General features: G+C 68.3%; 23 protein-coding genes. 11 read left to right on the forward strand and 12 right to left on the reverse strand.

Translation table 11 applies throughout. From position 1 onward, the window contains the following. The first annotated feature begins 60 nt into the window (after positions 1-60). Positions 61-873, forward strand: a complete 813-nt coding sequence (locus G406_RS0111350) for a class II aldolase/adducin family protein (RefSeq protein WP_028933929.1) — start codon at positions 61-63, stop codon at positions 871-873. A gap of 105 nt (positions 874-978) precedes the next feature. Further along, positions 979-1,608: an SAM-dependent methyltransferase gene (locus G406_RS0111355; RefSeq protein WP_084215997.1), complete on the forward strand. Its 630-nt coding sequence runs from the start codon at positions 979-981 to the stop codon at positions 1,606-1,608. On the opposite strand, the gene proS is transcribed toward G406_RS0111355, so the two are convergent. Next, on the reverse strand, positions 1,602-3,017 hold the full coding sequence (gene proS, locus G406_RS0111360; RefSeq protein ID WP_037076096.1) for a proline--tRNA ligase: 1,416 nt from the start codon (positions 3,015-3,017) through the stop codon (positions 1,602-1,604). The genes G406_RS0111355 and proS overlap by 7 nt on opposite strands. A gap of 97 nt (positions 3,018-3,114) precedes the next feature. On the opposite strand from proS, the gene G406_RS0111365 reads away from it, so the two are divergent. Together G406_RS0111365 and G406_RS46205 are read left to right on the forward strand one after the other, a co-directional pair. Continuing rightward, complete coding sequence (locus G406_RS0111365) at positions 3,115-3,873, forward strand: hypothetical protein (protein WP_028933932.1); 759 nt, start codon at positions 3,115-3,117, stop codon at positions 3,871-3,873. After that, on the forward strand, positions 3,858-4,445 hold the full coding sequence (locus G406_RS46205; RefSeq protein ID WP_051341951.1) for a type 1 glutamine amidotransferase domain-containing protein: 588 nt from the start codon (positions 3,858-3,860) through the stop codon (positions 4,443-4,445). Before G406_RS0111365 ends, G406_RS46205 begins: the two co-directional genes overlap by 16 nt. A 1-nt stretch (position 4,446) precedes the next feature. Here the strand turns inward: G406_RS46205 and G406_RS0111375 are convergent, their stop codons facing one another. Further along, the gene (locus tag G406_RS0111375) at positions 4,447-4,701 is read right to left on the reverse strand and encodes a hypothetical protein (protein WP_028933933.1); all 255 of its coding nucleotides are present in this window, start codon (positions 4,699-4,701) and stop codon (positions 4,447-4,449) included. Positions 4,702-4,763: 62 nt separating this feature from the next. Here G406_RS0111375 and G406_RS0111380 point away from each other — a divergent pair, with 62 nt between their 5' ends. The 6 genes from G406_RS0111380 (at position 4,764) to G406_RS0111405 (ending at position 11,274) form a co-directional block, all read left to right on the forward strand. Continuing rightward, positions 4,764-5,426, forward strand: coding sequence for a class I SAM-dependent methyltransferase (locus G406_RS0111380; RefSeq protein WP_245607085.1), 663 nt, complete (start codon positions 4,764-4,766; stop codon positions 5,424-5,426). Positions 5,427-5,995: 569 nt separating this feature from the next. After that, positions 5,996-6,325 carry a hypothetical protein gene (locus G406_RS0111385; RefSeq protein ID WP_028933935.1) on the forward strand — a complete coding sequence of 110 codons (330 nt, stop codon included), beginning with the start codon at positions 5,996-5,998 and terminating at the stop codon, positions 6,323-6,325. Between the two features lie 335 nt (positions 6,326-6,660). Beyond that, positions 6,661-8,004: an amino acid permease gene (locus G406_RS46210; protein WP_037076100.1), complete on the forward strand. Its 1,344-nt coding sequence runs from the start codon at positions 6,661-6,663 to the stop codon at positions 8,002-8,004. 149 nt (positions 8,005-8,153) lie between these two features. Next, complete coding sequence (locus G406_RS0111395) at positions 8,154-9,437, forward strand: MFS transporter (protein WP_028933936.1); 1,284 nt, start codon at positions 8,154-8,156, stop codon at positions 9,435-9,437. Between the two features lie 65 nt (positions 9,438-9,502). Continuing rightward, complete coding sequence (locus G406_RS0111400) at positions 9,503-10,534, forward strand: 2,5-dihydroxypyridine 5,6-dioxygenase NicX family protein (protein ID WP_028933937.1); 1,032 nt, start codon at positions 9,503-9,505, stop codon at positions 10,532-10,534. Beyond that, positions 10,531-11,274 (forward strand): maleate cis-trans isomerase family protein, encoded by a 744-nt coding sequence (locus G406_RS0111405; RefSeq protein WP_028933938.1) that lies wholly within the window; start codon positions 10,531-10,533, stop codon positions 11,272-11,274. Before G406_RS0111400 ends, G406_RS0111405 begins: the two co-directional genes overlap by 4 nt. Positions 11,275-11,305: 31 nt before the next feature. Here G406_RS0111405 and G406_RS0111410 read toward each other — a convergent pair whose 3' ends face one another. Beyond that, a complete protein-coding gene (locus G406_RS0111410) occupies positions 11,306-12,073 on the reverse strand; it encodes a maleylpyruvate isomerase family mycothiol-dependent enzyme (RefSeq protein ID WP_028933939.1) in 768 nt (255 codons plus the stop codon). An 87-nt stretch (positions 12,074-12,160) separates the two neighbouring features. On the opposite strand from G406_RS0111410, the gene G406_RS0111415 reads away from it, so the two are divergent. Next, entirely contained in the window at positions 12,161-12,541 is a 381-nt protein-coding gene (locus G406_RS0111415) for a VOC family protein (protein WP_037076103.1), read from the forward strand. Here the strand turns inward: G406_RS0111415 and G406_RS0111420 are convergent. The 9 genes from G406_RS0111420 to G406_RS0111460 form a co-directional block, all read right to left on the reverse strand. Continuing rightward, positions 12,538-14,091, reverse strand: coding sequence for an HNH endonuclease signature motif containing protein (locus G406_RS0111420; RefSeq protein ID WP_169736676.1), 1,554 nt, complete (start codon positions 14,089-14,091; stop codon positions 12,538-12,540). The genes G406_RS0111415 and G406_RS0111420 overlap by 4 nt on opposite strands. A gap of 237 nt (positions 14,092-14,328) precedes the next feature. Further along, positions 14,329-15,162, reverse strand: a complete 834-nt coding sequence (locus G406_RS0111425; RefSeq protein ID WP_037076114.1) for an alpha/beta fold hydrolase — start codon at positions 15,160-15,162, stop codon at positions 14,329-14,331. Then, a complete protein-coding gene (locus G406_RS0111430) occupies positions 15,162-15,821 on the reverse strand; it encodes an isochorismatase family protein (RefSeq protein WP_028933943.1) in 660 nt (219 codons plus the stop codon). The genes G406_RS0111425 and G406_RS0111430 overlap by 1 nt, the downstream gene beginning before the upstream one ends. Beyond that, positions 15,818-16,300, reverse strand: coding sequence for a (2Fe-2S)-binding protein (locus G406_RS0111435; protein WP_028933944.1), 483 nt, complete (start codon positions 16,298-16,300; stop codon positions 15,818-15,820). Before G406_RS0111435 ends, G406_RS0111430 begins: the two co-directional genes overlap by 4 nt. After that, positions 16,297-18,657 carry a xanthine dehydrogenase family protein molybdopterin-binding subunit gene (locus tag G406_RS0111440; protein WP_028933945.1) on the reverse strand — a complete coding sequence of 787 codons (2,361 nt, stop codon included), beginning with the start codon at positions 18,655-18,657 and terminating at the stop codon, positions 16,297-16,299. The genes G406_RS0111435 and G406_RS0111440 overlap by 4 nt, the downstream gene beginning before the upstream one ends. After that, positions 18,654-19,409, reverse strand: coding sequence for an FAD binding domain-containing protein (locus G406_RS0111445; RefSeq protein ID WP_028933946.1), 756 nt, complete (start codon positions 19,407-19,409; stop codon positions 18,654-18,656). Before G406_RS0111445 ends, G406_RS0111440 begins: the two co-directional genes overlap by 4 nt. Positions 19,410-19,412: 3 nt before the next feature. Then, positions 19,413-20,795: an MFS transporter gene (locus tag G406_RS0111450; RefSeq protein WP_028933947.1), complete on the reverse strand. Its 1,383-nt coding sequence runs from the start codon at positions 20,793-20,795 to the stop codon at positions 19,413-19,415. Between the two features lie 18 nt (positions 20,796-20,813). Beyond that, complete coding sequence (locus G406_RS0111455) at positions 20,814-22,082, reverse strand: FAD-dependent monooxygenase (RefSeq protein ID WP_028933948.1); 1,269 nt, start codon at positions 22,080-22,082, stop codon at positions 20,814-20,816. Positions 22,083-22,271: 189 nt separating this feature from the next. Continuing rightward, a complete protein-coding gene (locus G406_RS0111460) occupies positions 22,272-22,793 on the reverse strand; it encodes a MarR family winged helix-turn-helix transcriptional regulator (RefSeq protein ID WP_245607088.1) in 522 nt (173 codons plus the stop codon). Between the last annotated feature and the right edge of the window lie 20 nt (positions 22,794-22,813).

Here is a 22,813-nt window from a genome sequence, read left to right on the forward strand (position 1 = left end):
ACGGTTACTCGTAGACAATTCTCGCTTTAGAGAAATTTCTATACCTGGAGGTCCGGCTCCATGACCATTCACGACGTGACCGTCACCGAGGAGCTCGACGAGGCTCCGGTCCTGCTCGACGATCCCGAACCGACCAGGCGCCACACCCGCACGGTCGAGCAGGAGCGGGAGCACCGCAAGCGCATGCTGGCGATCTCGTTCCGGATGTTCGCTCGCTACGGCTTCGACGAGGGCGTCGCCGGCCACATCACCGCGCGCGACCCGGAGCTGCCCGACCACCTGTGGGTCAACCCCTACGGCGTGCACTTCTCCCGGATCCGGGCCAGCGACCTACTGCTCCTCGACGGGAACGGCAAGGTCGTCGGCGGGAACAAACGAACCAACAAGACGGCCTTCGCCATCCACGCCGCGATCCACGACGCCCGCCCGGACGTCACGGCGGTCGCCCACGCGCACACCCTGAACGGCCGGGCGTGGTCGTCGCTGAACAGGCCGCTCGACCCGATCATCCAGGAGTCCTGCGCGTTCTGGAACGACCACGTGGTGTTCGAGGACTACCGGGGCCTCGTGCTCGACAAGTCCGAGGGCGAGGCGATCGCGGCGCGGATGGGCATGCGCAAGGCCGCGATCCTGCGCCACCACGGCCTGCTCACCGTCGGCCGGACGGTCGAGGAAGCCGTCTGGTGGTTCATCACGATGGACCGCGCGTGCCACATGCAGCTCATGGCCGAGGCCGCCGGCACGCCACGGCTGATGAGCGACGAGGAGGCGAAGCTGGCCCACCGCCAGTTCGGCAACGCCAACCAGGCACAACACAGCTTCACCCTGCTGGCCGACATCATCACCGAGGAGGAGCCCCAGGTCCTGGACTGACTGGACCCAATCTTGCCATTCCGGCAAGAACATTCGCCGTTCCAGAGGCAGCACGTGCATCGTCGTGGGCAGGAAACCCCTCAGGAAGGCCACCGGATGCACAGCATGCCCGACACGAACACCGACCCCGCGCAGTTCTGGAACCAGCACTACGGCACCAACCAGAAGACCTGGGGCGGCCGCGCCAATCCGCTGCTCGTCGAGGTCGCCGGACCGCTCGCCCCGAAGGACGCCCTCGATCTCGGCTGCGGCGGTGGCGGGGACGCACTGTGGCTCGCCCGTCAGGGCTGGCGGGTCACGGCGGTCGACATCTCGACGACCGCCGTCGAGCGGGTGCGCGCGCGGGCGGTCGAGGAGGGCCTCGGCGACCTGGTGACCACCGAGGCCCACGACCTCGCCCGCTCCTTCCCGGCCGGGACCTTCGACCTGGTGTCCGCCCAGTACTTCCACACCCCGTTCACGCTGCCCAGAGCCGAGGTACTACGCACCGCGGCGCAGGCACTGGCCCCGGGCGGCCTGCTCCTGGTCGTCGACCACGGATCGACCGCCCCGTGGTCGTGGAACCGTCACGAGCACACCCACCACGCCACCCCGCGCGAGGTGGCGGCCGAGCTGGACCTCGACCCGGCACAGTGGTCCGTCGAGCGGGCCGACGCCCCCGAGCGCGAGGCCACCGGCCCGGACGGCGAGACGGCGCTGGTGACGGACCACGTGCTGGTCGTCCGCCGTCAGTAGCTGCGGCCGACCACCGCCATGACGTCGTCGGCCGAGGTGTCCTCGGGGATCGCGCCGTCGGCGGTCTGCAGGCAGCGAACCGTGATCGCGTCGGTCGCCAGTGCTTGTTCGCCCTCCACCCCCAGCACCCGCCAGGGGATTCGGGCGAAACCGGTGCGCGCGGCTTCGCGGGCCTCCTCGATGGACCCGGCCTGGACGGTTCTGTCCGCCAGCCGTGCCTCGGCCGCGGCCAGCACCTCGTCCTGCATCGTCTCCAGGAGCGAGGGCACGACCTGAGCCGGCGCCTCGGTCACGAGGCGCTCCCCGGTGTCGCGCCGGACCAGGGTGAACCGGCCGGCCTCGACGTCCCGGGGGCCGATCTCGATCCGCAGCGGAACGCCCTTGAGCTCCCAGTCCGTCACCCGGCGACCGAACCCCCTGCCCACGGCCTCGTCGAGGCGCACTCGCACGCCTGCCCGGTCCAGCCTGTCGAACTGGTCGCGGGCGGCGGCGAGCACCGCCTCGTCGTCCTTGACCGCGATCACGACCACCTGGGTCGGCGCCAGCCGGGGCGGAACGACGAGACCGTTGTCGTCACCGTGGCCCATGATGAGCCCGCCGACGATCCGGGTACTGCTGCCCCACGACGTGGTCCAGCACAGCTGACGCCGGCCGTCGGCGTCGCTGAACGTCATGTCGAACGCACGCGCGAAGTTCTGGCCGAGCTCGTGGCTGGTCGCCATCTGCAGTGCCTTGCCGTCGCCCATCATGGCTTCGCAGGTCATCGTGTTGATCGCGCCCGCGAACCGTTCCCGGGCGGTCTTCACACCGACCAGCACCGGCATGGCCAGCACGGACCGCAGGAAGTCCCGGTAGACGTCCAGATGGATGCGTCGCGCGTAGGCGTTCGCGTCCTCCCGCGTGGCGTGCGCGGTGTGCCCTTCCTGCCACAGGAACTCGCTCGTGCGCAGGAACAGCCGGGGTCGCAGCTCCCAGCGCACGACGTTGGCCCACTGGTTGAGCAGCAACGGCAGGTCCCGGTGGCTCTGCACCCACTTGGCCATCAGCTCACCGAACACGGTCTCACTGGTGGGCCGGATGACAAGCGGTTCGGTGAGTTCCTTGCCACCGGCGTGGGTGACGACGGCCAGCTCCGGGCTGAACCCTTCGACGTGCTCGGCCTCGCGCTTGAGGTAGTCCTCCGGGATCAGCAGCGGCAGATAGACGTTCTCCGCGCCGGCACGCTTGATCCTCGTGTCGATCTCCGACTGGACGCGCTCCCACAGTGAGTAGCCATACGGTCGTACCACCATGGTGCCGCGCACCGGGCCGTTGTCGGCGAGCTGAGCCTTCTCCAACACGTCCTGATACCAGCGAGGGAAGTCATCCGCCCTCGCGGTGAGCACCGATCCTCGGCGTGGGTTGACCATGGCGCGCGATGCTAGCGACAGCCGTCCGGGCGCGCCTCCGAGTTTCAGCGGCAGCTCAGGGCAGGTTCAACGGGCGGCGGGCTGGGTAGGCGTCGGCGTGGAGCAGGAACCATGGACCGGGTTGCCGGGCGCGATCGAACGCCTCGGGCCGGTGGACCGCGTCGAGCTCAAGGTCCTGCTGGACGCCGACTCCGCCGACGTCATGTCGGCGCTGGGGGTGCGGCCCCGTTCCGTACGCCGACGCTGGGTCTACTACCTGGACAACCCCGACGGCACGCTGCGTGACCTGGGCATCATCATCCGGGTACGGCTCACCCAGCACCGGAAGGCCGAGCTGGTCACGAAGCTGCGCCGTGCCGATCCCTGTGCCCTCCCGGTCAGCCGGCTCCCGCACCTGGCCCTCGAGCTGGACGCGCTGCCGCACCGGACCCAGTGGTGCGCGGCGGTCAGACGACCGCTGAAGCTCGGCTCCTTCGCCGACGGCACGGGACGGCTGGACACGTTGTCCGCCGAGCAACGACTGTTCCTGACCCACCTCACCCCCGACGCCACCGCGTTCGAACAGCTCAGCCCGCACGGCTCCGCCTCCGTGCTGCGGGTGTGCGGCGCGGCGGCCGGCCTGCCGAAGCTCACCGTGGAGGACTGGCGATTCCCGAACGGCGACCAGGTGGTCGAGCTGTCGCTGAAGTGCGCGCCGAGGCAGGCGCCCCGGTCCGCGGCCCGGCTGCGTCGGTTCCTGCGGATGTCGCGGCTGCGTACTCATCGGTCCCAGCGGACGAAGACGGAGCTGTGCTGCAGCGTCCCGAGTTTGTCGCCGGAGCGTGCGGGTAGTCGAACCACATGGCACAGACGCTGAACTCACGCAAGGTCGCCTTCCTCGTCGCGCCGGAAGGCATCGAACAGGTCGAGCTGACCGAGCCGTGGAAGGCCGTCGAGGAGGCGGGCGGCACACCCGAGCTGATCTCCACCAGCTCCGGAGAGGTTCAGGCCTTCAACCATCTGGACAAGGCCGACACGTTCACCGTCGACCACGTGGTCGGCGACGTGAGCGTCGAGGACTACGACGCGCTCGTCCTGCCCGGCGGTGTTGCGAACCCCGACTTCCTGCGCACCGACTCCGACGCCGTGGCGTTCACCAGGGCCTTCTTCATCCAGAGCAAGCCGGTGGCGGCGATCTGCCACGCGCCGTGGACACTCGTCGAGGCGGGCGTGCTCGCCGGCCGACGGCTGACCTCCTGGCCGAGCCTGCGGACGGACCTGCGCAACGCGGGCGCCGAGTGGGTGGACGAGAAGGTCGTCGTGGACCAGGGCCTGATCACCAGCCGCAACCCCGACGACCTGCCGGACTTCTGCAAGACGCTGGTCGAGGAGTTCGCCGCTGCCGGGGACCGCGAGGTTCCCTCGCCCGGTCACCCGACGCCGGGCTGAGTCAGTCCTTCTCCAGCGCGACGACGAGCCGGTCGAGCTTGCCGTTCAGGGTGCGAAGCTCCTGCGCGACCGCTTCGAGCCGCTGACCGTTGGTCTCCTCCAGCTGGCGCAGCACCGCGAGGAGATGGTCGTTCATCGAGCCCAGCGCCTCGCCGTTCGTCTTCTTCAGCTCGCTGAGCACGTCGGCGAGGCGCGCGTTGGTCGTCACGAGAGCGTCCTGGAGGGCGCCGGTGCCGGCGAGGTCGCGGATAGCCATTGGTGCAGGCTAATGCGGTAGGCCGGATCGGGCAGGACGACGCTTGACCTCAACGTTGGTTGATGTACGACGCTGTGCGCATGGACAACGCATCACGCCTTCCGACCTTCGACAACGCCTACCAGCGGCGCTCGGCCCCCTGGGTCATCGGTGAGCCGCAGCCGGCCGTCCTGGAGCTCGAACGCGCCGGACTCATCACCGGCCGGGTCCTGGACATCGGCTGCGGGGCGGGCGAACACACGATCCACCTGACCAGGCTCGGCTACGACGTGCTGGGTGTCGATTTCGCGCCGACCGCGCTCGAAGTCGCCAGGGAGAATGCAACGACCCAGGGCGTTCCGGCCCGATTCGAGACGGCCGACGCACTTTCCCTCATCGGTTTGTCAGGTTTCGACACTGTCATAGACAGTGCACTCTTTCACGTATTCGCGACCGAGGAACAACAGCGCTATGCGCGCACGCTGCACGGGGTGTGCGCACCGGGTGCGCGGGTGCACGTCCTGGCGCTGTCCGACCGGACCCCCGGCTTCGGACCCCGGATCAGCGACGCGGCCATCCGGGCGGCCTTCACCGAGCCCCTCTGGGCCCTGGACCAGCTGGAGCCGGACATCTACCGCGCCGACGGCAGCCCCGAGGACAGGGCGCAGCTCGGCCTTCCCGCCGAGGGCCTGGTCGACATGACGGCCTGGCTGGCCACCGCCCGCAGGCTCGACAACTCGGAATGACGACTCTCGGTTTCTCACGCCGCTGCCGCATTCGTACGCGGACAGTTGCCTCGTACACACACAGCGTGTTGTTTCAGTTCGAAAACTCACCCGGAAACGCCGAGTGCATACCACCATTAGCGTGAACTTAACCACGGAGAGCACCAATTGGCGCAGAGAGGAATACCCTGTTCAGTGAGCAGCATGGTCTGACACAGGCTTACCGCTTGTCGCTGGGGAGCGGACGGGCGGTCGCGGGCCGGGGTCGGTCGTCTCGGGGACGACCGGCTCCGGCCACTTTCATCTCACGAGCCGGACCGCCGAGCAGTATGCCCCTGACCACTCGATCATGGCCAGCCCGGCGCGGGTGACCACACACCGCTCCACTCGTACCCAGCGGCGTTCCGGCGGTGTTCCGACGGCTGGAGGCCTGATCGGGCCTTGTATAGTTCCAGCGGTTAGATGCCGTCGGGGCCCACTGAATACGATAAGGATGGGGTAAGGACATGCGTGGTCACGCACGATTCGGGTCTCTCATCTGTGCAACGGCAGCCGCGGGAGCCATCGTGCTCCTCTGGCCGAATGCTCCGATGGCCGCCGCGGCGGAAGGTACATTCACTTACACCGACGCCGCCGGTGTCAGCAAGACCAGCGCCAATCCCCCGGACGATTACTGCGTCGTATTGGCCGGCAAGGGCGAGATCGCGAATGACACCGACAAGCCGGTCGGCTTTTACAAGACCGGCGACTGCAAGGAAAAGGTCGCCTCGGTCGCCAAGGGCGACTCGGGTTCCGTTCCGCAGTACGGCTCGGTGATGTTCAGCAGGAACAATGCCCCGCAATCCGAGCCGACGCACGCGGCCAAGCCCGCGCCGAGGCGCCAGCAGTCCGACTCGGGCGGCGGCCTGCTCGGCCTTTAAGCACAGCGACAGCGAACCGGCGTTCGGATCATGCCGAACGCCGGTTTTGCTGTGTCGCGACACATGTTGACGTGCCGTGACAACGCTGTTTCATTTTCTCAAGTCTCCATCAAGTCGCCTGGCGCCCCCTCGGCGACGTGCTTAGACTCTGCGCCCATCAGAACTTCCGGTCGAAGCGGCTAGTTCGTCATCTCACTGGGCACCACGCGCAAGGGGGCCAGCCCGTGTCATCTAATACCAAGGCCGAAGACTCCGCGAACTACGAATCTCGAACCGATTTATCAGTCTTCGAGGACCAGGGTTACCAGAAGGCCCTCGGTAACCGCCAGGTCCAGATGATCGCCATCGGCGGCGCCATCGGCAGCGGCCTGTTCCTCGGTGCCGGTGGGCGGTTGCACTCAGCCGGTCCCGCACTGATGATCGTCTACGCCGTCGCGGGTGTCTTCGCGTTCCTGGTGGTCAGGGCGATGGGCGAGATGGTGATGCACCGCCCGACATCCGGTTCGTTCGTCTCCTACTCGCGCGAGTTCATCGGCGAGAAGTCGGCGTACTTCGCGGGCTGGATGTACTTCCTGAACTGGGCCTGTAGCGGCATGGGTGACGTCACGGCCGCCGCCGTGTACGTGAAGTTCTTCTTCCCGGACATCCAGCAGTGGATTCCGGCCCTGATCGCGCTGGCCGTCGTGCTCGCGGTCAACCTGGTGTCAGTGAAAATCTTCGGCGAGCTGGAGTTCTGGTTCGCCATCATCAAGGTGGTCACGCTGATCGCCTTCATGGTGATCGCCATCGTCGTACTGGTCATCCGTACCCCGGTCGACGGTCACTCGACCGGCCCGCAGATCATCTTCGACAACGGCGGATTCTTCCCGTTCGGCTTCCTCGCCGTCCTGATGATCCTGCAGGGTGTCGTGTTCGCCTACGCAGGTGTCGAGATGGTGGGCGTCGCCGCTGGTGAGACGAACAACCCACGCAAGGTGATCCCCAAGGCGGTCAACTCGGTCGGGTGGCGGATCGCCATCTTCTACGTGGGCTCCGTGCTGCTGCTGACCATGCTGCTGCCCTCGTCGGTCTACCAGTCCGGTGTCAGCCCGTTCGTCACCGCACTGGACAAGATCGGCATTCCCGGCTCGGCCGGCATCATGAACATCGTCATCCTGACCGCAGCCCTGTCCAGTGTGAACTCCGGCCTGTACACGACCGGCCGGGTCCTGCGGTCTCTGGCGTTCAACGGTTCAGCACCGATGTTCCTGTCCAAGATGAGCAAGAGCGGTGTGCCCTACGCGGGTGTGCTGCTCACCGGTGTCATCTACCTGATCGGTGTGTTCCTCAACCTGATCCTGCCGCACGACGCCTTCGAGGTGACGACCGAGCTGTCCGCTGTGGGCATCATCGGAATGTGGTCAATGATCATGGTTGCGCACCTCGCCATGCTCCGGGCCGCCAACGCCGGACTGGTCGAACGGCCTGCCTTCCGACTGCCCGGCGCCCCGTACACCAACTACGTCACGCTAGTGTTCCTGGTGTTCGTGCTTGCGATGACCTGGTTCAACGGGCACACCGGCAAGATCGTCGTCGGCTGTATCCCGCTGATCGCCATCGCACTGGTTGTCGGCTGGTTCTGCGCTAGGGGCGGAGTCGACCGAATCCGCCGCCAAGGCGTGGGGAGCCATCACCGGTAACCCATGATCCATCGAAAGGCCCGGCACCGAATACCTCGGTGCCGGGCCTTTCGCATTTTCTGATAAGCGTCTCAGTTAACCGGCGAGGTGCGATCGGCAGGCGTAGCGTCCGACCGTCACGGCCAACCGGAGTCTGAGGGGACTACCGCATGACCCAGGCCAGCAGCGAGGCGCGCGAGCGACTCACGCCAGATCAGCGCAACTCGTTCACCGCCGCGCTACTCGGCTGGATGATGGATGCTTTCGACTATTTCATCGTGGTGTTCGTCTACGCCTCGATTGCGAAGGACTTCCACGTCTCACTGAGCGAAGTCGCGTTCCTGACCACCGCCACGCTTGTCATGCGCCCGGTCGGCGCGATCATCTTCGGGCTCTGGGCGGACCGGAAAGGGCGGCGAATTCCGCTGCTCGTGGACGTCGTCTTCTATTCACTGGTCGGCTTCCTGTGTGCTTTCGCCCCGAACTTCACCGTTCTGGTGATCCTGCGCATGCTCTACGGCATCGGCATGGGCGGCGAATGGGGTCTCGGCGCGGCGCTGGCCATGGAGAAGATTCCGGCGAAGCGGCGTGGTTTCTTCTCCGGCGTCCTGCAGCAGGGCTATTCGATGGGTTACCTGCTCGCGGCACTGGCGAACCTGCTGGTGGTCAACGCGGCCGGGCTGTCCTGGCGCTGGCTGTTCGCGCTGAGCATCTTCCCCGCGCTGATCAGCCTGCTGATCCGGACCAGGGTCAAGGAGTCCGAGGTCTGGGAGGACACGCAGCAGAAGATGCGCATGACCCAGTCCTCGTTCCGTGACGTGCTGCTGAACGCGACGGTGCTGCGCCGGTTCGTCTACCTGATCCTGCTGATGACGGCCTTCAACTGGATGAGCCATGGCACGCAGGACATCTACCCGACGTTCCTCAAGGCGACCGAGAACGGCGGCGCGGCGGTGTCCGGCACCACGGCGTCCTGGATCGCGGTCGTCTACACGATCGGCGCGACGATCGGCGGCATCATCTTCGGGCCGCTGTCCTCACGGTTCGGCCGGCGCTACACGATCGCCTTCTGCTCGGTGCTCGGGCTGCCGATCGTCCCACTGTTCGCCTACTCGCACACCGTCGGCATGCTGTGCCTCGGCTCGTTCCTGATGCAGGTCATGGTGCAGGGCGCCTGGGGTGTCATCCCGGCGCACCTGTCGGAGATGTCGCCGGACACCATCCGCGGCTTCTACCCCGGCGTGACCTACCAGCTGGGCAACCTGCTCGCCTCGCTGAACCTGCCGATCCAGGAATCGCTCGCGGCCAAGCACGGTTATCCGTTCGCGCTGGCCGCCACGATCATCCCGGTGTTCATCGTGACCATCATCCTGGTTCTGCTGGGCAAGGAGGCCAGAGGTATCGAGTTCGGCGGCCGCCTGGGCACCGAACCCGCGCCAGTTGGTAGCTCCTAGCCCTTGACCTGAGCGCCTCGAACAGGGATCGTCAGTGTTCGGACTATCTCGGTTGGAGGATGGCAGTGAACCACAACCTGCTCAACGACATCTGCCTGCGGCAGCTGACCCTGAGTGGCGTACACGAGGGCGAGACCATCTCGGTGCTGACCCAGGGTGACGAACGCGCCGACTACGCCGACGCGTTCATGTGGGCGGCGCAAACGCTCGGCGCGCGGACATTCCACCTGCGGCTTCCGTCGCCGGCGAGCGCGTCGGGCGCCTGGGCGGTCGGCCAGTCCGGGCTGGCCGGCAACCAGCTCGCCGTGGACGCGCTCAAACAGACCGAGATGCTCGTCGACCTGACGTTCCTGCTGTTCAGCAAGGAGCAGTTCGAGATTCAGGCGGCGGGCACGCGGGTGCTGACCGCCGTCGAACCGGCGCCGCTGCTGGCCCGGCTGATGCCGACGCGTGAGCTGCGCGAACGCGTCGAGATCGGCGCCGAGCTGCTGGCCAAGTCGCAGTCCATGCGGATCACCAGCCCGCACGGCACCGACGTCACCTACAGGCTCGGTGTGTACCCGACGATGAGCGAGTACGGCTACACCGACCAGGCCGGGCGCTGGGACCATTGGCCGGCGGCGTTCGTGTTCACCGGCGGCGCCGACGACGGGGTGGACGGCACCATCGTGCTCGCGCCCGGCGACGTGCTGCTGCCGTTCAACACCTACGTCCAGGCGCCGGTGGAGTTCACCATCGAGCAGGGCTTCATCCGCGACATCCGGGGCGGGCTGGACGCCGAGCTGCTCTCGTCCTACATCAAGAGCTTCGACGACCCGCGCGGCTACGGCATGTCCCACGTCGGCTGGGGCCTGGACGAGCGTGCGCACTGGCACGGGCTCACTCAGTTCGGCGGCGGTATGGGCATGGAGCTGCGCAGCTTCTACGGCAACGTCATGTTCTCCATCGGCCCGAACAACGAGCTCGGCGGACCGAACGACACCCCGTGTCACTTCGACATCCCGATGCGCGGCTGCTCGCTCTACCTCGACGACGAACTGATCGTCGACGCCGGCGAGCTGACCGTGGCCGACATGCGGCCGGCGGGTAAGCGATGACCGACCATCACATCGGCATGATCGTGCCGAGCTCGAACCTCACGATGGAGACCGAGCTGCCACGCATGCTGCGTGCCCGCGAGGAGGTCGACCGGGACAACCGGTTCGTCTTCCACTCCGCGCGGGCCCGCATGCAGCACGTCACCCCGGAGCAGCTGCGCGCAATGAACGCGCAGGCCGAGCGCGCCGCGACCGAGCTGGCCGATGCCCGGCCGGACGTCGTCGCGACCGCGTGCCTGGTGGCGATCATGGCGCAGGGACCCGGCTACCACTGCACCGCCGAGGACTCGATCAGCGCCGCGCTGCGCGCCGAGGGCTCGGACGCGCCGGTCATCTCCAGTGCGGGAGCACTGCTGTCCGGCATCGAGGCGCTGGGCGCCCGCAAGGTAGCGATCATCACGCCCTACCTGAAGCCACTGACCCAGGCCGTTGTGGACTACCTGGAGGACGCGGGCGTCGAGGTGGTCGACGCGCTGTCACTGGAGGTACCGGACAACCTGGCCGTCGCCCGCCTGGACCCCGCCGACCTGCGCGACCACTACCGGAAGCTGTCGCTCGCCGGCGCGGACGCGCTGGTCCTCTCGGCATGCGTCCAGATGCCGTCGCTGCCGTCCATCCAGCCGGTGGAGGACGAGCTGGGACTGCCGGTCCTCTCCGCCGCGACGGCAACCACCTTCAGAATCCTGCAGTCGCTGAACCTGCCCACCAAGGTCCCCCACGCAGGCTCACTCCTCACGTGAGTGGCGCCGGCTACGAACCCAGCGCAGCCGATCAGCCGAACCCGATGTCGCGCTGCCAGTCGTCGAGCAGCGCGACGTCACCTTCGACGTCGATACCGGGTTCGCCGAAAGGCTTGCGCCGGTAGATGGCCAGCAACAGGTCGGTCAGCGAGGCCCGGACGACGACCGACGCCGCGCGGCGGCCTCGGCTCCAGGTGATGACGTCGCCGCCGAGGTCGACGAACCAGACAGCCTCGAAGTCGGTGGCCTCGAAGGTGAGACTCCGGCCGTGTCCGAGCAGCTCACGTTTCCTCGGCTTGTACTCGAGGTGGAAGGGCAGCGCGTCGAGCTCCATCCACTCGTCGACCGCGTCGAGGACGATGTCGGGCCCGGCAGTGAACTCACGCCCGGCCGCCAGCAGGGCGTCGGCGCGGTGCACGAGTGTCTCGTGGGTGAAGCGACGGGCGAAGAAGGCCGTGGGTGCTTCGAGGCCGTGTTGCATAGCGACCCGCACGTCAGGACCCGCCTGGCGCAGGGTCTCGGCAAGGCGAGCGGCACCGTCGACGAGCCAGTCCGAGGGTGCCTCGCCCGAGTCGTCCCCCTCGGTCTGCCGGATCCGGTCGTCGGGGATGAACTCGGTCGCCCGGGTCCGCACGGTCTCCTCGATCCACCGGTGACCGCCGCCGATGTGCCGCAGCAGCCTGCCGAGCGTCCAACCAGGGCAGGATGGCACCGGCGCGCGCAGGTCGGCGCCCTTGATCTCGGTGGCGAGCAGCTCGGTCTGGATGAGAATCTCGCTGCAGTGGCGGTCGTAGTGCATGACTTGCCTTCCTGATGGCGGGTCCGATGTGGAGTGGTCGGAGCACGGCACTCACTTTTGACACTCCCCCGCAGAGAGGTTCGCCCGATGTTGGATCACGTGTCGATCACCGTCGACGATCTCGAGGCCGCGGTCCGGTTCTACGACGCGGTCATGGGCGTCCTCGGCCACGACCGCGTCCATCTCACCGACAAGGCTGCCGGTTACGGCACCCGAAACTCCGCGGCGGACGACGGGCACTGCTACCTGTCGGTCGTCGCCGTGTCGGCGAGAGCGGCCGATGACCGGCACTGGGCCTTCCGCGCGCGCTCACGCCCCGAGGTGGATCAGTTTCACGCGGCCGCGCTGGCCCACGGTGGCCGCGACGATCAGGGGGTCGGCGAACGCCGCGAGTATCACGACTCCTACTACGCGGCTTTTGTGCTGGACCCCGCGGGCAACCGCATCGAAGCGGTCACCCATCGCTAGAACGGGGGCGGGTCGGTGATGGGTTCTCCTCGGGTCGGGTAGGTGCGACCGAGTGGGCTCTTCCAGCGGAAGTGGCCGGGGCGGGGTTGGGTGACCGTCCAGCCTCCTCGGTGTTTGAGTGCGTGGTCGTGTGCGCAGGCCGGTGCCAGGTTGGTGCTGGTGGTGGGTCCGCCGTGTTGGATGTCGTGGGTGTGGTCGAGTTCGGACTGCACCGCTGATCGGCGGCAGCCCGGTGCGGTGCAGGTGCGATCCCGAATCTGGGTGTACCGCCGCAGCGCGCTGGTCGGACGTCGCCGACCCGGCTGGGCGTCGAGTGTGTCGGCGGGGTCCCGTTCGCGGGCCCGCTGGTATTGGGTGGCGATGTCGGTGATGACTTTCACCCAGGCCCGGGGTGGGTCTTTCGTCAGTTGAGCGAGTGTGGTGGCGGGGATAGCGAGTTCCACGATTCCACCTTCGGCGCGGTAGCTGGGTGGGCTGGTGGCGGGTCGGCGGTGGGTGATGCCCTCGGCGATGAGGTAGCCGTCGGGGTCGGTGACCACCCATCGCCATTGGCCGCTGTGTTGGCGGGCGGCGGCGCGTCGGGCGACCGACCCGAGGATCGGGCCCCAGCCCGGGAGTTCCCCGGGGAGGTGGTTGAGTCCGGCGAGGGTGTCGAGCCGGGCCCGCACCTCGATCCCCGACACCCGCCCCACCACCTCAGTGACAGCCTCGGCCGGTTCGGTGTCGGCCGGTTCGGACGGTTCGGGGTTGGCCGGGTTTGGCGGTGAGGTTTCGGCCAGCAGCGCGGCGATCATCTGGGCTCGGGTCAGGTGATGGAACCTCCCATCGAGCAGCCGTAGGAAGATGTCGGCGCGTAGCTGATCGATCCGCCCGCGATGCCCCGCGCGTTTCGCATCGGCCGCCAGCTTCGCGATCCGCTCGGTCGCCGCCGCCGCCTCATCGGGTGGCAGGCCGGTGGCAGTGACCGTGGCGGTGCCCGCCGAATCGAGGTAGCCGACCACCATCCGATCAGCCAAGGCTTGCTCGTACTGGTCCTCGGCCCGCTCCGGCTCCACGGTGATGATCAGCTTCAGGATTCGGGCCCGCAGCTGCCCGGTGGTCAACCCCGGCGCGATCGGCAACACTCGCACGATCACCGCGGCGGTCAGATCTTCGGGCAAACCAGCCAGATAGTGGGTGAACACCATCGCCCGGTCCCGGTCGATCAGCCCGGCCACCATCGCCGCGTGCACCGCCGGCAGCTCCAGACACAGAACCTGAGCGAAATCGCACTCGGCCCGCGCCCGACTGCGAGACAACGTCAACGCGGCCCGTACTTCATCGGAGGCGTACTGCTCCGACCCGACAGCTGCGGCGCGTTGCACCACCGTGGTGACCGCAGCCGTGTACAGGCCTTCGACATGCGCACGCTGACGCCCACAGGCTTGCAGCACATCGACGACGAACTCGTCAGAAACAGCACTCATGTCCAGCGCGGCGAGGACAGCACCGAGGACTGGCCCGGCGGGCATACCCGCGAGCCAGGAACCGACCGACACCCCACCCTGCATGCCATCGATCATACGTTCGAACACCGACAAAAACAGGGAATCAGCAGGTCAACCAGCCAACAACCCCCGATCAGCGGTAAACGGTCAGAGTCAGAACACCGCGATCAGACCCACACCGACCACTCACACAACGCGACCAGAAGGGACTTCGTTGGCAACCCGAGCCGCGCCACAGGGCCCCCAGGGCCCTGTGGCGCGGCTCGGGGCGGCAGCCCCCTCAGTAAAAGCCCCCGGCACTCACAGAAGAGACGACAAAACCGAACGAAGCAGCGACAACGCCGGCCCCGGGTTGTCCCAGAAGACCATGTGCCCGGCGTCAGGAATCGACACGAAAGAAGCCGAAGGGTTCGCGGCCCGAGCCTCGGCAACACCGGCAGCCGTGACCACAGGACTGTCAGCCCCGTACAGCAACGCGGTGGGGGAAGGGACCTTCGGCCACGACGAGAAGAAGTCCTCGGTCTCGAACCCGAGGTGGGTGGCGGCGATGGCCGAGGAGTCACAACTGGACAACCAGCGTGCCCGGAGTTCCTGCTCACGCCGCGGCCACCGAGGCCAGGAGCGAGCCACCTCATCAGCGTCGGTACCACGCGAGGCTTCGGCGAGCTGTCCGAGGAAGGCGTCCAGCGTCGTCGGGTACGGCCCACGTCCGGGACCGCTCATGGGTGGGTCCACCAGTACCGACCCGCGCAGCGACACCAGCCCCGACGAGGCGACCACGGACGCGATCCGGGCACCCATCGAATGTCCGAGCAGCAGCGGCCGGGACAGACCCAGCGAGGTGATCACCGCGATGGTGTCGTGCGCGTAGTCGTCCAGGGTGTACGACGAGCCGGAGTCCGACAGGCCCCGTCCCCGCACGTCCAGCACGAGTGGCCGGACCAGGTCGGTCAGCTCACGCGCCACGAAGTCCATGGTGATGGCGGGGCTGGTGATGCCGGGCAGCACGACCAGCGGGACACCGGATCCGCCGTAGTCGAGCAGATGCAACCGGACGTCGGAACGAACCCACTGGCTGGTCGCGGGCACCGACGCCAGGTCGGCCAGCGCCGACTGCAAGACCGCGCGGGCCATCAGACCGACACCGCCGCCGCCAGCGAACCCAGGTAGCCCAGCGCGTCGTCCAACTCGATCACATCTCCGTACTTGGCGTGGATGTCGAACAGGTTCGCCTGGTGCGGGCCGTCGGCGCGGTCACCGACGCACTGACGGGGCACCAGCACGTCGAAACCGGACTGCACGGCGTCGACCGCGCTGGCCCGCACACATCCACTGGTGGTGGCGCCGCAGATCAGCACCGTGTCGACCCGAAGTCCGGAGAGCAGCGCACCCAGACCGGTCCCGAAGAACGCCGAGGCGCCCTTCTTGGTGATCAGGTGGTCCGAGGGGCCGACCGGCAACCGGGCATCGAGAGCCACCGCCGAGGAGCCCTCACGCAGCGACGCCATGCCGGGTGCCTTGCGCAGCCAGGCCACCGCGCCACCCGACAGCTCCGCGGGCGTGTAGGCGATCGTGGTGAACAGCACCGGCACGTCGGCGGAGCGGCCCGCGCCGATGAGCTGACCGGTGGCCGCGACCACCGAGGACAGGTCGGCACCGGTAGGCAACGAGGGATCGGTGAAGCCGTTGGTCAGGTCGACCACGACGATCGCCGGCCGCGAACCTCGATGCGCACGAGCGCCGAACCCGGCGCGCGCATAAGACTGGTCGGTCTCGGTTCCGTGCATGCTCATGAGCTCCTCCGTGCCGTCGCGCACGAGTCGATGGCCTCGACGATGGTCTGGTATCCGGTGCAGCGGCACAGGTTCGACGCGACCACCTCTCGGATCTCCTCTTTGCTCGCGTCCGGCCGCTCGGCAAGGTAGCCCTCGGCGAGCATCAGGAACCCGGGTGTGCAGAACCCGCACTGCAGGCCGTGGTGCTCGGTGAACGACCGCTGCAGGTCGGTCAGGCCGCCGTCCGGCGCGGCCAGGGACTCGACGGTGCGGATGTCACAGTCCTCGGCCTGCGCGGCGAACATCAGGCAGGCACGAGCAGGCGCGCCGTCGACGAGGATCGTGCAGGCGCCGCAGATGCCGTGCTCGCAGCCGACGTGGGTGCCGGTCAGGCCGAGGTCGTGGCGTAGTACGTCGACCAGCAGACGACGCGGCTCGATGGCCAGGTCGTGCTTCTCGCCGTTCACCGTCAGCTCGATGAGCTGGACGTCGGTCATGCTGAAACCTCCAGTGCCCGGTAGACGGACTCGCGGGCGATCGGGGTGTCGTCCAGTTCGACGCCGGTGAGCCGCAGCGCGTCGTTGACCGCGTTCAGCACGCCCGCGGGAGCGCCGATCGTGCCGCCCTCACCGGCGCCCTTCGCGCCGTTCTCGGTGAACGTGCACGGTGTCTCCAGGTGGTGGATCAGCACGTCCGGGATCTCGGCGGCGGTCGGCACCTTGTACTCCATGAAGCTCGGCGCGAGCGGCTGGCCTTCGGAGTCGTAGACGACCTGCTCGAACAGCGCGCCCGCGATGCCCTGCGCGATGCCGCCCCGGCACTGGCCCTCGACGATCTGCGGGTGGATCGCCACACCGCAGTCCTCGACGCACACGTACCGCAGGATCCGCACGCCGCCGGTGCCGGGATCCAGCTCGACGACCACGCCGTGGGTGGCGTTGGAGAACGTGCCGTCGCCCATGTGGTCGAAGCTCGCGGTCGCGGTCAGGCCCGGTCCGACGCCCTTGGGCAGCAGATGTGAGCGCAGGTAGGCGACCTCGGCCAGCTCGGGGAAGGACATCCGCCGGTCCGGCTCGTCGCGCAGCCGCACGCCACCGGCGCCGTCCAGCTCGGTGTTGTCCACATCGGAGTCCATGAGGTGCGCGGCGATCTCGCGCAGCTGCTCACCGAGCTTGCCCGACGCCGCGCCGACCGCGCTACCGCCGATCGTGATGGAGCGGCTGGCGAACGAACCCCAGCCATAGGTGATCCGGTCGGTGTCGCCCTGCAGGATCTTGACCCGCGCGATGTCGATGCCGAGCCGGTCGGCGACGATCTGTGCCATCGTCGTCTCGTGGCTCTGGCCGTGGCTCATCGTGCCGGACGTGACGACCACGGTGCCCGAGGTGTCCATCCGGATCTCGGAGATGTCGAAGCCGGGGACGACGTTCATCTTGCGCTGCGCGAACGCGCCGGAGCCGTAGCCGGTGCGCTCGGAGAAGCACGAGTAGCCGATACCGATGACGCGGCCGGGGTCGTTGCGCACGTCGTACCAGCCCTCGTCGCGCAGCACCTGCTCGCACAGGTCCAGCGACTCGCGGTACGAGCCGGGGTCGTAGGTGATGTTGTTGATCCCGGTGTACGGGAACACGGTGATGACGTTGCGGCGGCGGATCTCCACCGGGTCGAGGCCGGTGGCCTTCGCGGCCTTCTCCATCAGGCGTTCCATCACCATGACGTACTGCGGCCTGCTGACCCCCCGGTACGGCGCGGTGGGTGCCTTGTTCGTGGTCACCGCCCTGCCGCGCACCCGGTACGCGGGCAGTTTGTACACGCCGGGGAACTCCGCCGAAGCCATCAGCGGCTCGATGCCGGCGGTGAACGGGTAGCAGGAGTAGGCGCCCATGTCGCACACGATGTCGGCGTCCAGCGCGAGCAGTGTTCCCTCGGCGTCGAACGCGGCACGCGCGTCGTAGCGCTGCTCGCGGGCCAGGAACGCGGCGGTCAGCGCGTCGCGGCGGTCCTCGATCCACTTGACCGGCTTGCGCAGCCGTAGCGCGGCGGCCGCGGCGGCGATCTCTTCGCGCCCGACGACGCACTTCTGCCCGAACCCGCCGCCCATGTCCGGGACGATGACCCTGACCTGCTTCTCGAACAGCCCGACGCACCCGGCGAGCACGGTCCGCACCTGGTGCGGCACCTGCGTGCAGGTGTGTACGCGCAGCTGTTCGTCGCGGTCGTCCCATTCGGCGACGACGCCGCGGGTCTCCAGCGGGAGTGCGTTCTGCCTGCCGGTCTTGGTCTGGACGCGCACCACATGGTCGGCCGTGGCGAAGATCTCGTCGATGCCCTCGGTGGCGAACAGCGAGACGTCCACCAGGGTGTTCGCCGGCGCATTGGCGTGTACCAGCGGCGCGTCCGGGGCCAGGGCCTCGGTGTCGGAGGTGATCGGGTCCAGGTCGTCGTACTCGACGATCGCCGCCTCCACGCCGTCCTCGACGGCGTACGGGTCGCGGGCGATGACGATGGCGATGGGCTCGCCGACGAACCGGACCTTGTCGTGCGCCAGAACGGGCATGTCGGTGGCCACGAACTCGTGCGCCGGACGGTCCAGCAGCGCGGTGATGTCGCCGAGGTCCAGGTCCTTCGCCGCGTACGCGGCGACCACCCCGGGCACGGCGCGCACCTCGGACAGGTCGACCGAGGTGATCCGGGCGTGCGCGAGCGGCGACCTGACGAACTGCGCGTGCAGCATGCCGGGCAGCGCGATGTCGTCGACGAACCGCCCGCGTCCGGTCAGCAGCCGGGGATCCTCCCGGCGGGGCACGGACGCGCCCACCCAGGCCCCGTCCTTGCGGAACTTCGGTCCACTCACAGCGCGGCCGCCTCCTCACGGGCTCGTTCGACCAGCGTGTTCACCAACCCGCGCCGGTAATGGGCGCTCACCCCCGGCGCATCCCGCAGCTCGAGCTCGCCCCCCGCGACCACCGGGGTCGGACCGACGCCGCCGAGAACCACGCGGTCGGCATCCAGGTCGACCGCCGCGGCGACGATCGCGAAGTCACCCTGCCGCTCGGCGAACTCGGTCAGCGCGGCACGCGGCGCGGGCCGGGGGAAGATCACCTCGACGATCAGCTCATCGGGCTCCAGCGCGGTGGTGAACACCCCGACGAAGAACTCCTCCGCCGGGATCTCCCGGCGACCGGCCGGCCCCTCCACGACGATCAGCGCCTCCAGCAGAACAGCGAGCAGGCACCATTCGGCGGTCGCGTCGGCATGCGCGATGCTGCCGCCGACCGTGCCCCTGGTGCGGATCGGCAGGTGACCCACCCAGCGCATCGTCCTGGACAGGACCGCGAAGTCGGGCCCGAGGTCGGCGGTCTCGACCGCGTGGTGGGTGACCAGCGCTCCGATCCGCAGCCGGTCACCGTCCCGGACGATCTGGTCCAGCCCCGGCACCTTGCGGATGTCGATCAGGTGCTCGGGCCTGGCCAGCCGGAAGTTCATCATCGCGACCAGGCTCTGCCCGCCCGCGATGAGCTTCGCGCCGTCGCCCAGCTCTTCGAGCAGGTCCAACGCCCCGATGACCGATCCGGGCCGGTGGTAGGTGAATGCGGCGGGCTTCATGCGTCAGCTCTGGACAACGGGGACCACCGCCTCGTCGCCGGTGATCCGGTCCAGCTCACGGCCCCGGGTCTCCGGCGCGGCGACCGCCATCCACAGCACGGCGGCGACCACGACGACGCCGAGCACGGTGAAGGTCAGTGGCAGTCCGAGGACCGGCCACAGCAGGCTGCCGAAGATCAGCGGGGTGAAGCCGGTGACGATGCGGCTCGCCGAGGACGCCCAGCCGAAGCCGCTGGCCCGCAGCTCCGTCGGGTACAGCTCGGAGACGTAGGCGTACATGACCGGGATGGCCATCAGGATCAGGAACCCGAACACCCCGATCATCGTCAGTGCGGCCGCCGGCACGTCCAGGACCAGCGCGAAGATGACCAGCGCCGCGGAGGCGAGCGGAGCGGTCACCCCGATCACCCACTTGCGGCCGACGGCTTCCACGACGAGCACCGACACGACGACACCGAGGAACCCGACCGCGTTCATGACGGTGGTGCCGGCGAACGCCGCGTACTCGCTCATGCCCTGGGCGCGCAGGATGGACGGCATCCAGGTCAGCGCGGCGTAGTAGACGAGCATGACGGTGGTGAACAGCGTCCAGGAGATTCCGGTCAGCACCGGGTTGAACCGCCACACGAGCTTCAGCTGCTCGGCCGCCGCGGCCAACCCGCGCTGACGGCGCTCGTCGTGCACCACGGCGGGGATCACGTACGGCTCCGGCGTGGCGCCGGTACGCACGACCAGGTCATCGATCACCACGCGGGCCTCGGCCTCGCGCCCGGCGCGGGCCAGGAAGATCGGCGACTCCGGGACGCCTCGCCGGACCCAGAACAGCAGCACGGCGGGCACGATCATGATCGCCAGCATCCAGCGCCAGCTGCCGTTCAGCGGCAGCAGCAGGGTCGCGGACAGACCGCACAGCGTGGCACCGATCGGCCACCAGCCGTCCATCGCGGCGAGCACCTTGCCTCGCTGCTTGCGTGGTGAGAACTCGCTGACCAGCGCATAGTCGACCGGAATGCAGCCACCGAGACCGACGCCCGCGATGAACCGCAGCGCCAGGAAGATCCACCAGTTCGGCGAGAGCGCACCCAGCGCGGAGAACAACGCGAAGATCAGCAGGGTCAGTCCGAACGCCCGCTTGCGGCCCATCCGGTCCGCGATGGTGCCCCAGCCGACCGCGCCCACGGCCATGCCGACCAGGTTCGCCGTGCCGACCAGGCCGCGCTCTCCCGGCGTCAGCTGGAACGCGGTCCCGAGCAGCGGCGTCAGGAACCCGTTGAGCGCGACGTCCCAGGCGTCGAACATGTAGCCGAGGCCACCGATGATGAAGATCTTTCCTTGCACTCCCCATTTCCAGGGAAGGTCCTGCACTACCTGGTCTCCGGTTCGCATGGTCGACTCCTCGTGGGGCTAACGGCCGAATGGGTAGTGGAAGGACTCGAGGTCGGGGTCGTTCAAGGGGGTGCCGTTCCAGAGCCAGTCGTAGGACACGTCCGACTCACCGTTGAACTCGCGGAGAACTCTGTCGCGTTCTTCCTGCTCGGGGCCGTCGGGCAGGTGATAGAAGTCCTTGTTGCGCAGCGAAGCATCCTGCACCATTCCGGCGTGTTTGGCCCGCCGCCCGACGTATCGGGTCAGCGCGCCCGCGATGCCGTCGCGCGTCACACCGCCCAGCTCCTCAGCGAGCACGGCGGCGTCCTCCATCGCCTGGGACGCGCCCTGCGCCTGGTAGGGCAGCATCGCGTGGCAGGCGTCGCCGAGCAGCGCGACATGGCCGTCGACCCACACCGGGTCGCGGCGACGCCGGAACATCGCCCACTTCGACGCATCTCCCTCGGCCTTCGACAGCATGGCGGCCACTCGATCGTCCCAGCCGCTGTACGCCTCGACCAGCTCGTCGGCCGTGGCCGGTCCGGTCCAGGTCTGCTCGACGTCCAGGGTGTTCGGCACGATCGCCACGACGTTGAGGTACTCGCCGCCCCGGATGCAGTAGTGCACGAGGTGGCGGTCCGGGCCGTACCAGATCGTCGAGTGCAGGCGGTCCAGCAGAAAGCGGGTCGCCGGGTCGGCGGCGATCTTGTCGCCGGGGATGAGCGCGCGGTAGGCCATCTCGCCGGAGAACTCCAGGGTGTCCGGCAGCCCCATCAGGTCGCGCACCGCCGAGCGGACGCCGTCCGCGCCGATCAGCACGTCGGCGTCGAACCGCCTGCCGTCCTCGCTGACCGCGACCGGCCTCGTCGGGTCGGTGCGGTCGATCTCGGTGACCTTGGCGCTGGTGTGGACCTCGCTGACCGGTCCGACGCCCTCGCCGTCCAGGCACGCGTCGAGCAGCACCCGGTGCAGGTCGGCGCGGTGGTAGTGCCAGTAGGGCGCGTTGTACTTGCGCTTGACCCGTTCGCCGAGCGGCAGCTGCGCGATGATCGCGCCGTCGTGCCAGCGGCGGCGAACCTGGTCCTGCGGCTCGGTGTGGATCGCCTCCAGCTGCCGGCGAAGCCCGAGGCCGAGCAGGATGCGGCTGGCGTTGGGCGCGGTCTGGATGCCGGCACCGACCTCACCGAGCTCCGGCGCCTGTTCGAGCACGATGGTGCGCAGACCGCGCTGGCGCAGCGCAAGCGCGGTGGTCAACCCTCCGAGACCGCCACCGACGATGGTGACTGCATAGGACTGGCTGGGCGGCACGGTTGCCTCCACTCCTTCAGGATCAGGCGCAGGTGGTCCATAGTGGACACCTCCTGAAGGACGCCGGTTTTGACCTTCACAGCAGCTCAGCTGGGTCGCATCAGCGTCCGTCGGAGATAATCCGAACACTGACGATCCCTAAAATCAAGCGCTACGTCAACCCGTAACCGAGTAGAAACTTACGTCGACTCAATCCTCGACGAGGCTCTCCCAATGCTCGGACAGCGCGGTGAGCTGGCGAAGCAGCTCCTCCTGCCGCTCGCGGCCGTAGCCCTTCATCAGCAACAAATCCAGCTCGCGGGCTTTACGATCGGCGTCGCGCAGGATCGCCTCGCCCTCCTCGGTGAGGTAGAGCAGGCGCTTGCGCCCGTCGTTGACCGGCGTCTCGCGGGTGATCAGGCGGCGGTCCTCGAGCCTGCGGACGATGCTCGCCATGGTCGAGCGGTCCAGCGCGACCGAGGAGGCGAGCGAACCCTGCTCGGCGCCCGGGTAGGCGTCGACCGCCGTCAGCACCGCGAACTGCGGCCCGGTCAGCGTCGCATCGACCTGGCGGACCCAGGCCGCGACGTACGACTGATGCAACCGCCGGGCCACATAACCCGGCGCGGCCAACAGAGCCTCGGGCGCCGGAAGCTCCGAGGGCGCACCATCCTGCCGATCACTCACCACCGCGCCACTCAACCATGCCGCCACCCCACGTCGACGCCGCACCCGCCCCTCCACTCCCGTGA

Source organism: Actinospineispora spinosispora DSM 44797 (assembly GCF_000429025.1).
Taxonomy (GTDB): Bacteria; Actinomycetota; Actinomycetes; order Mycobacteriales; family Pseudonocardiaceae; genus Pseudonocardia; species Pseudonocardia spinosispora.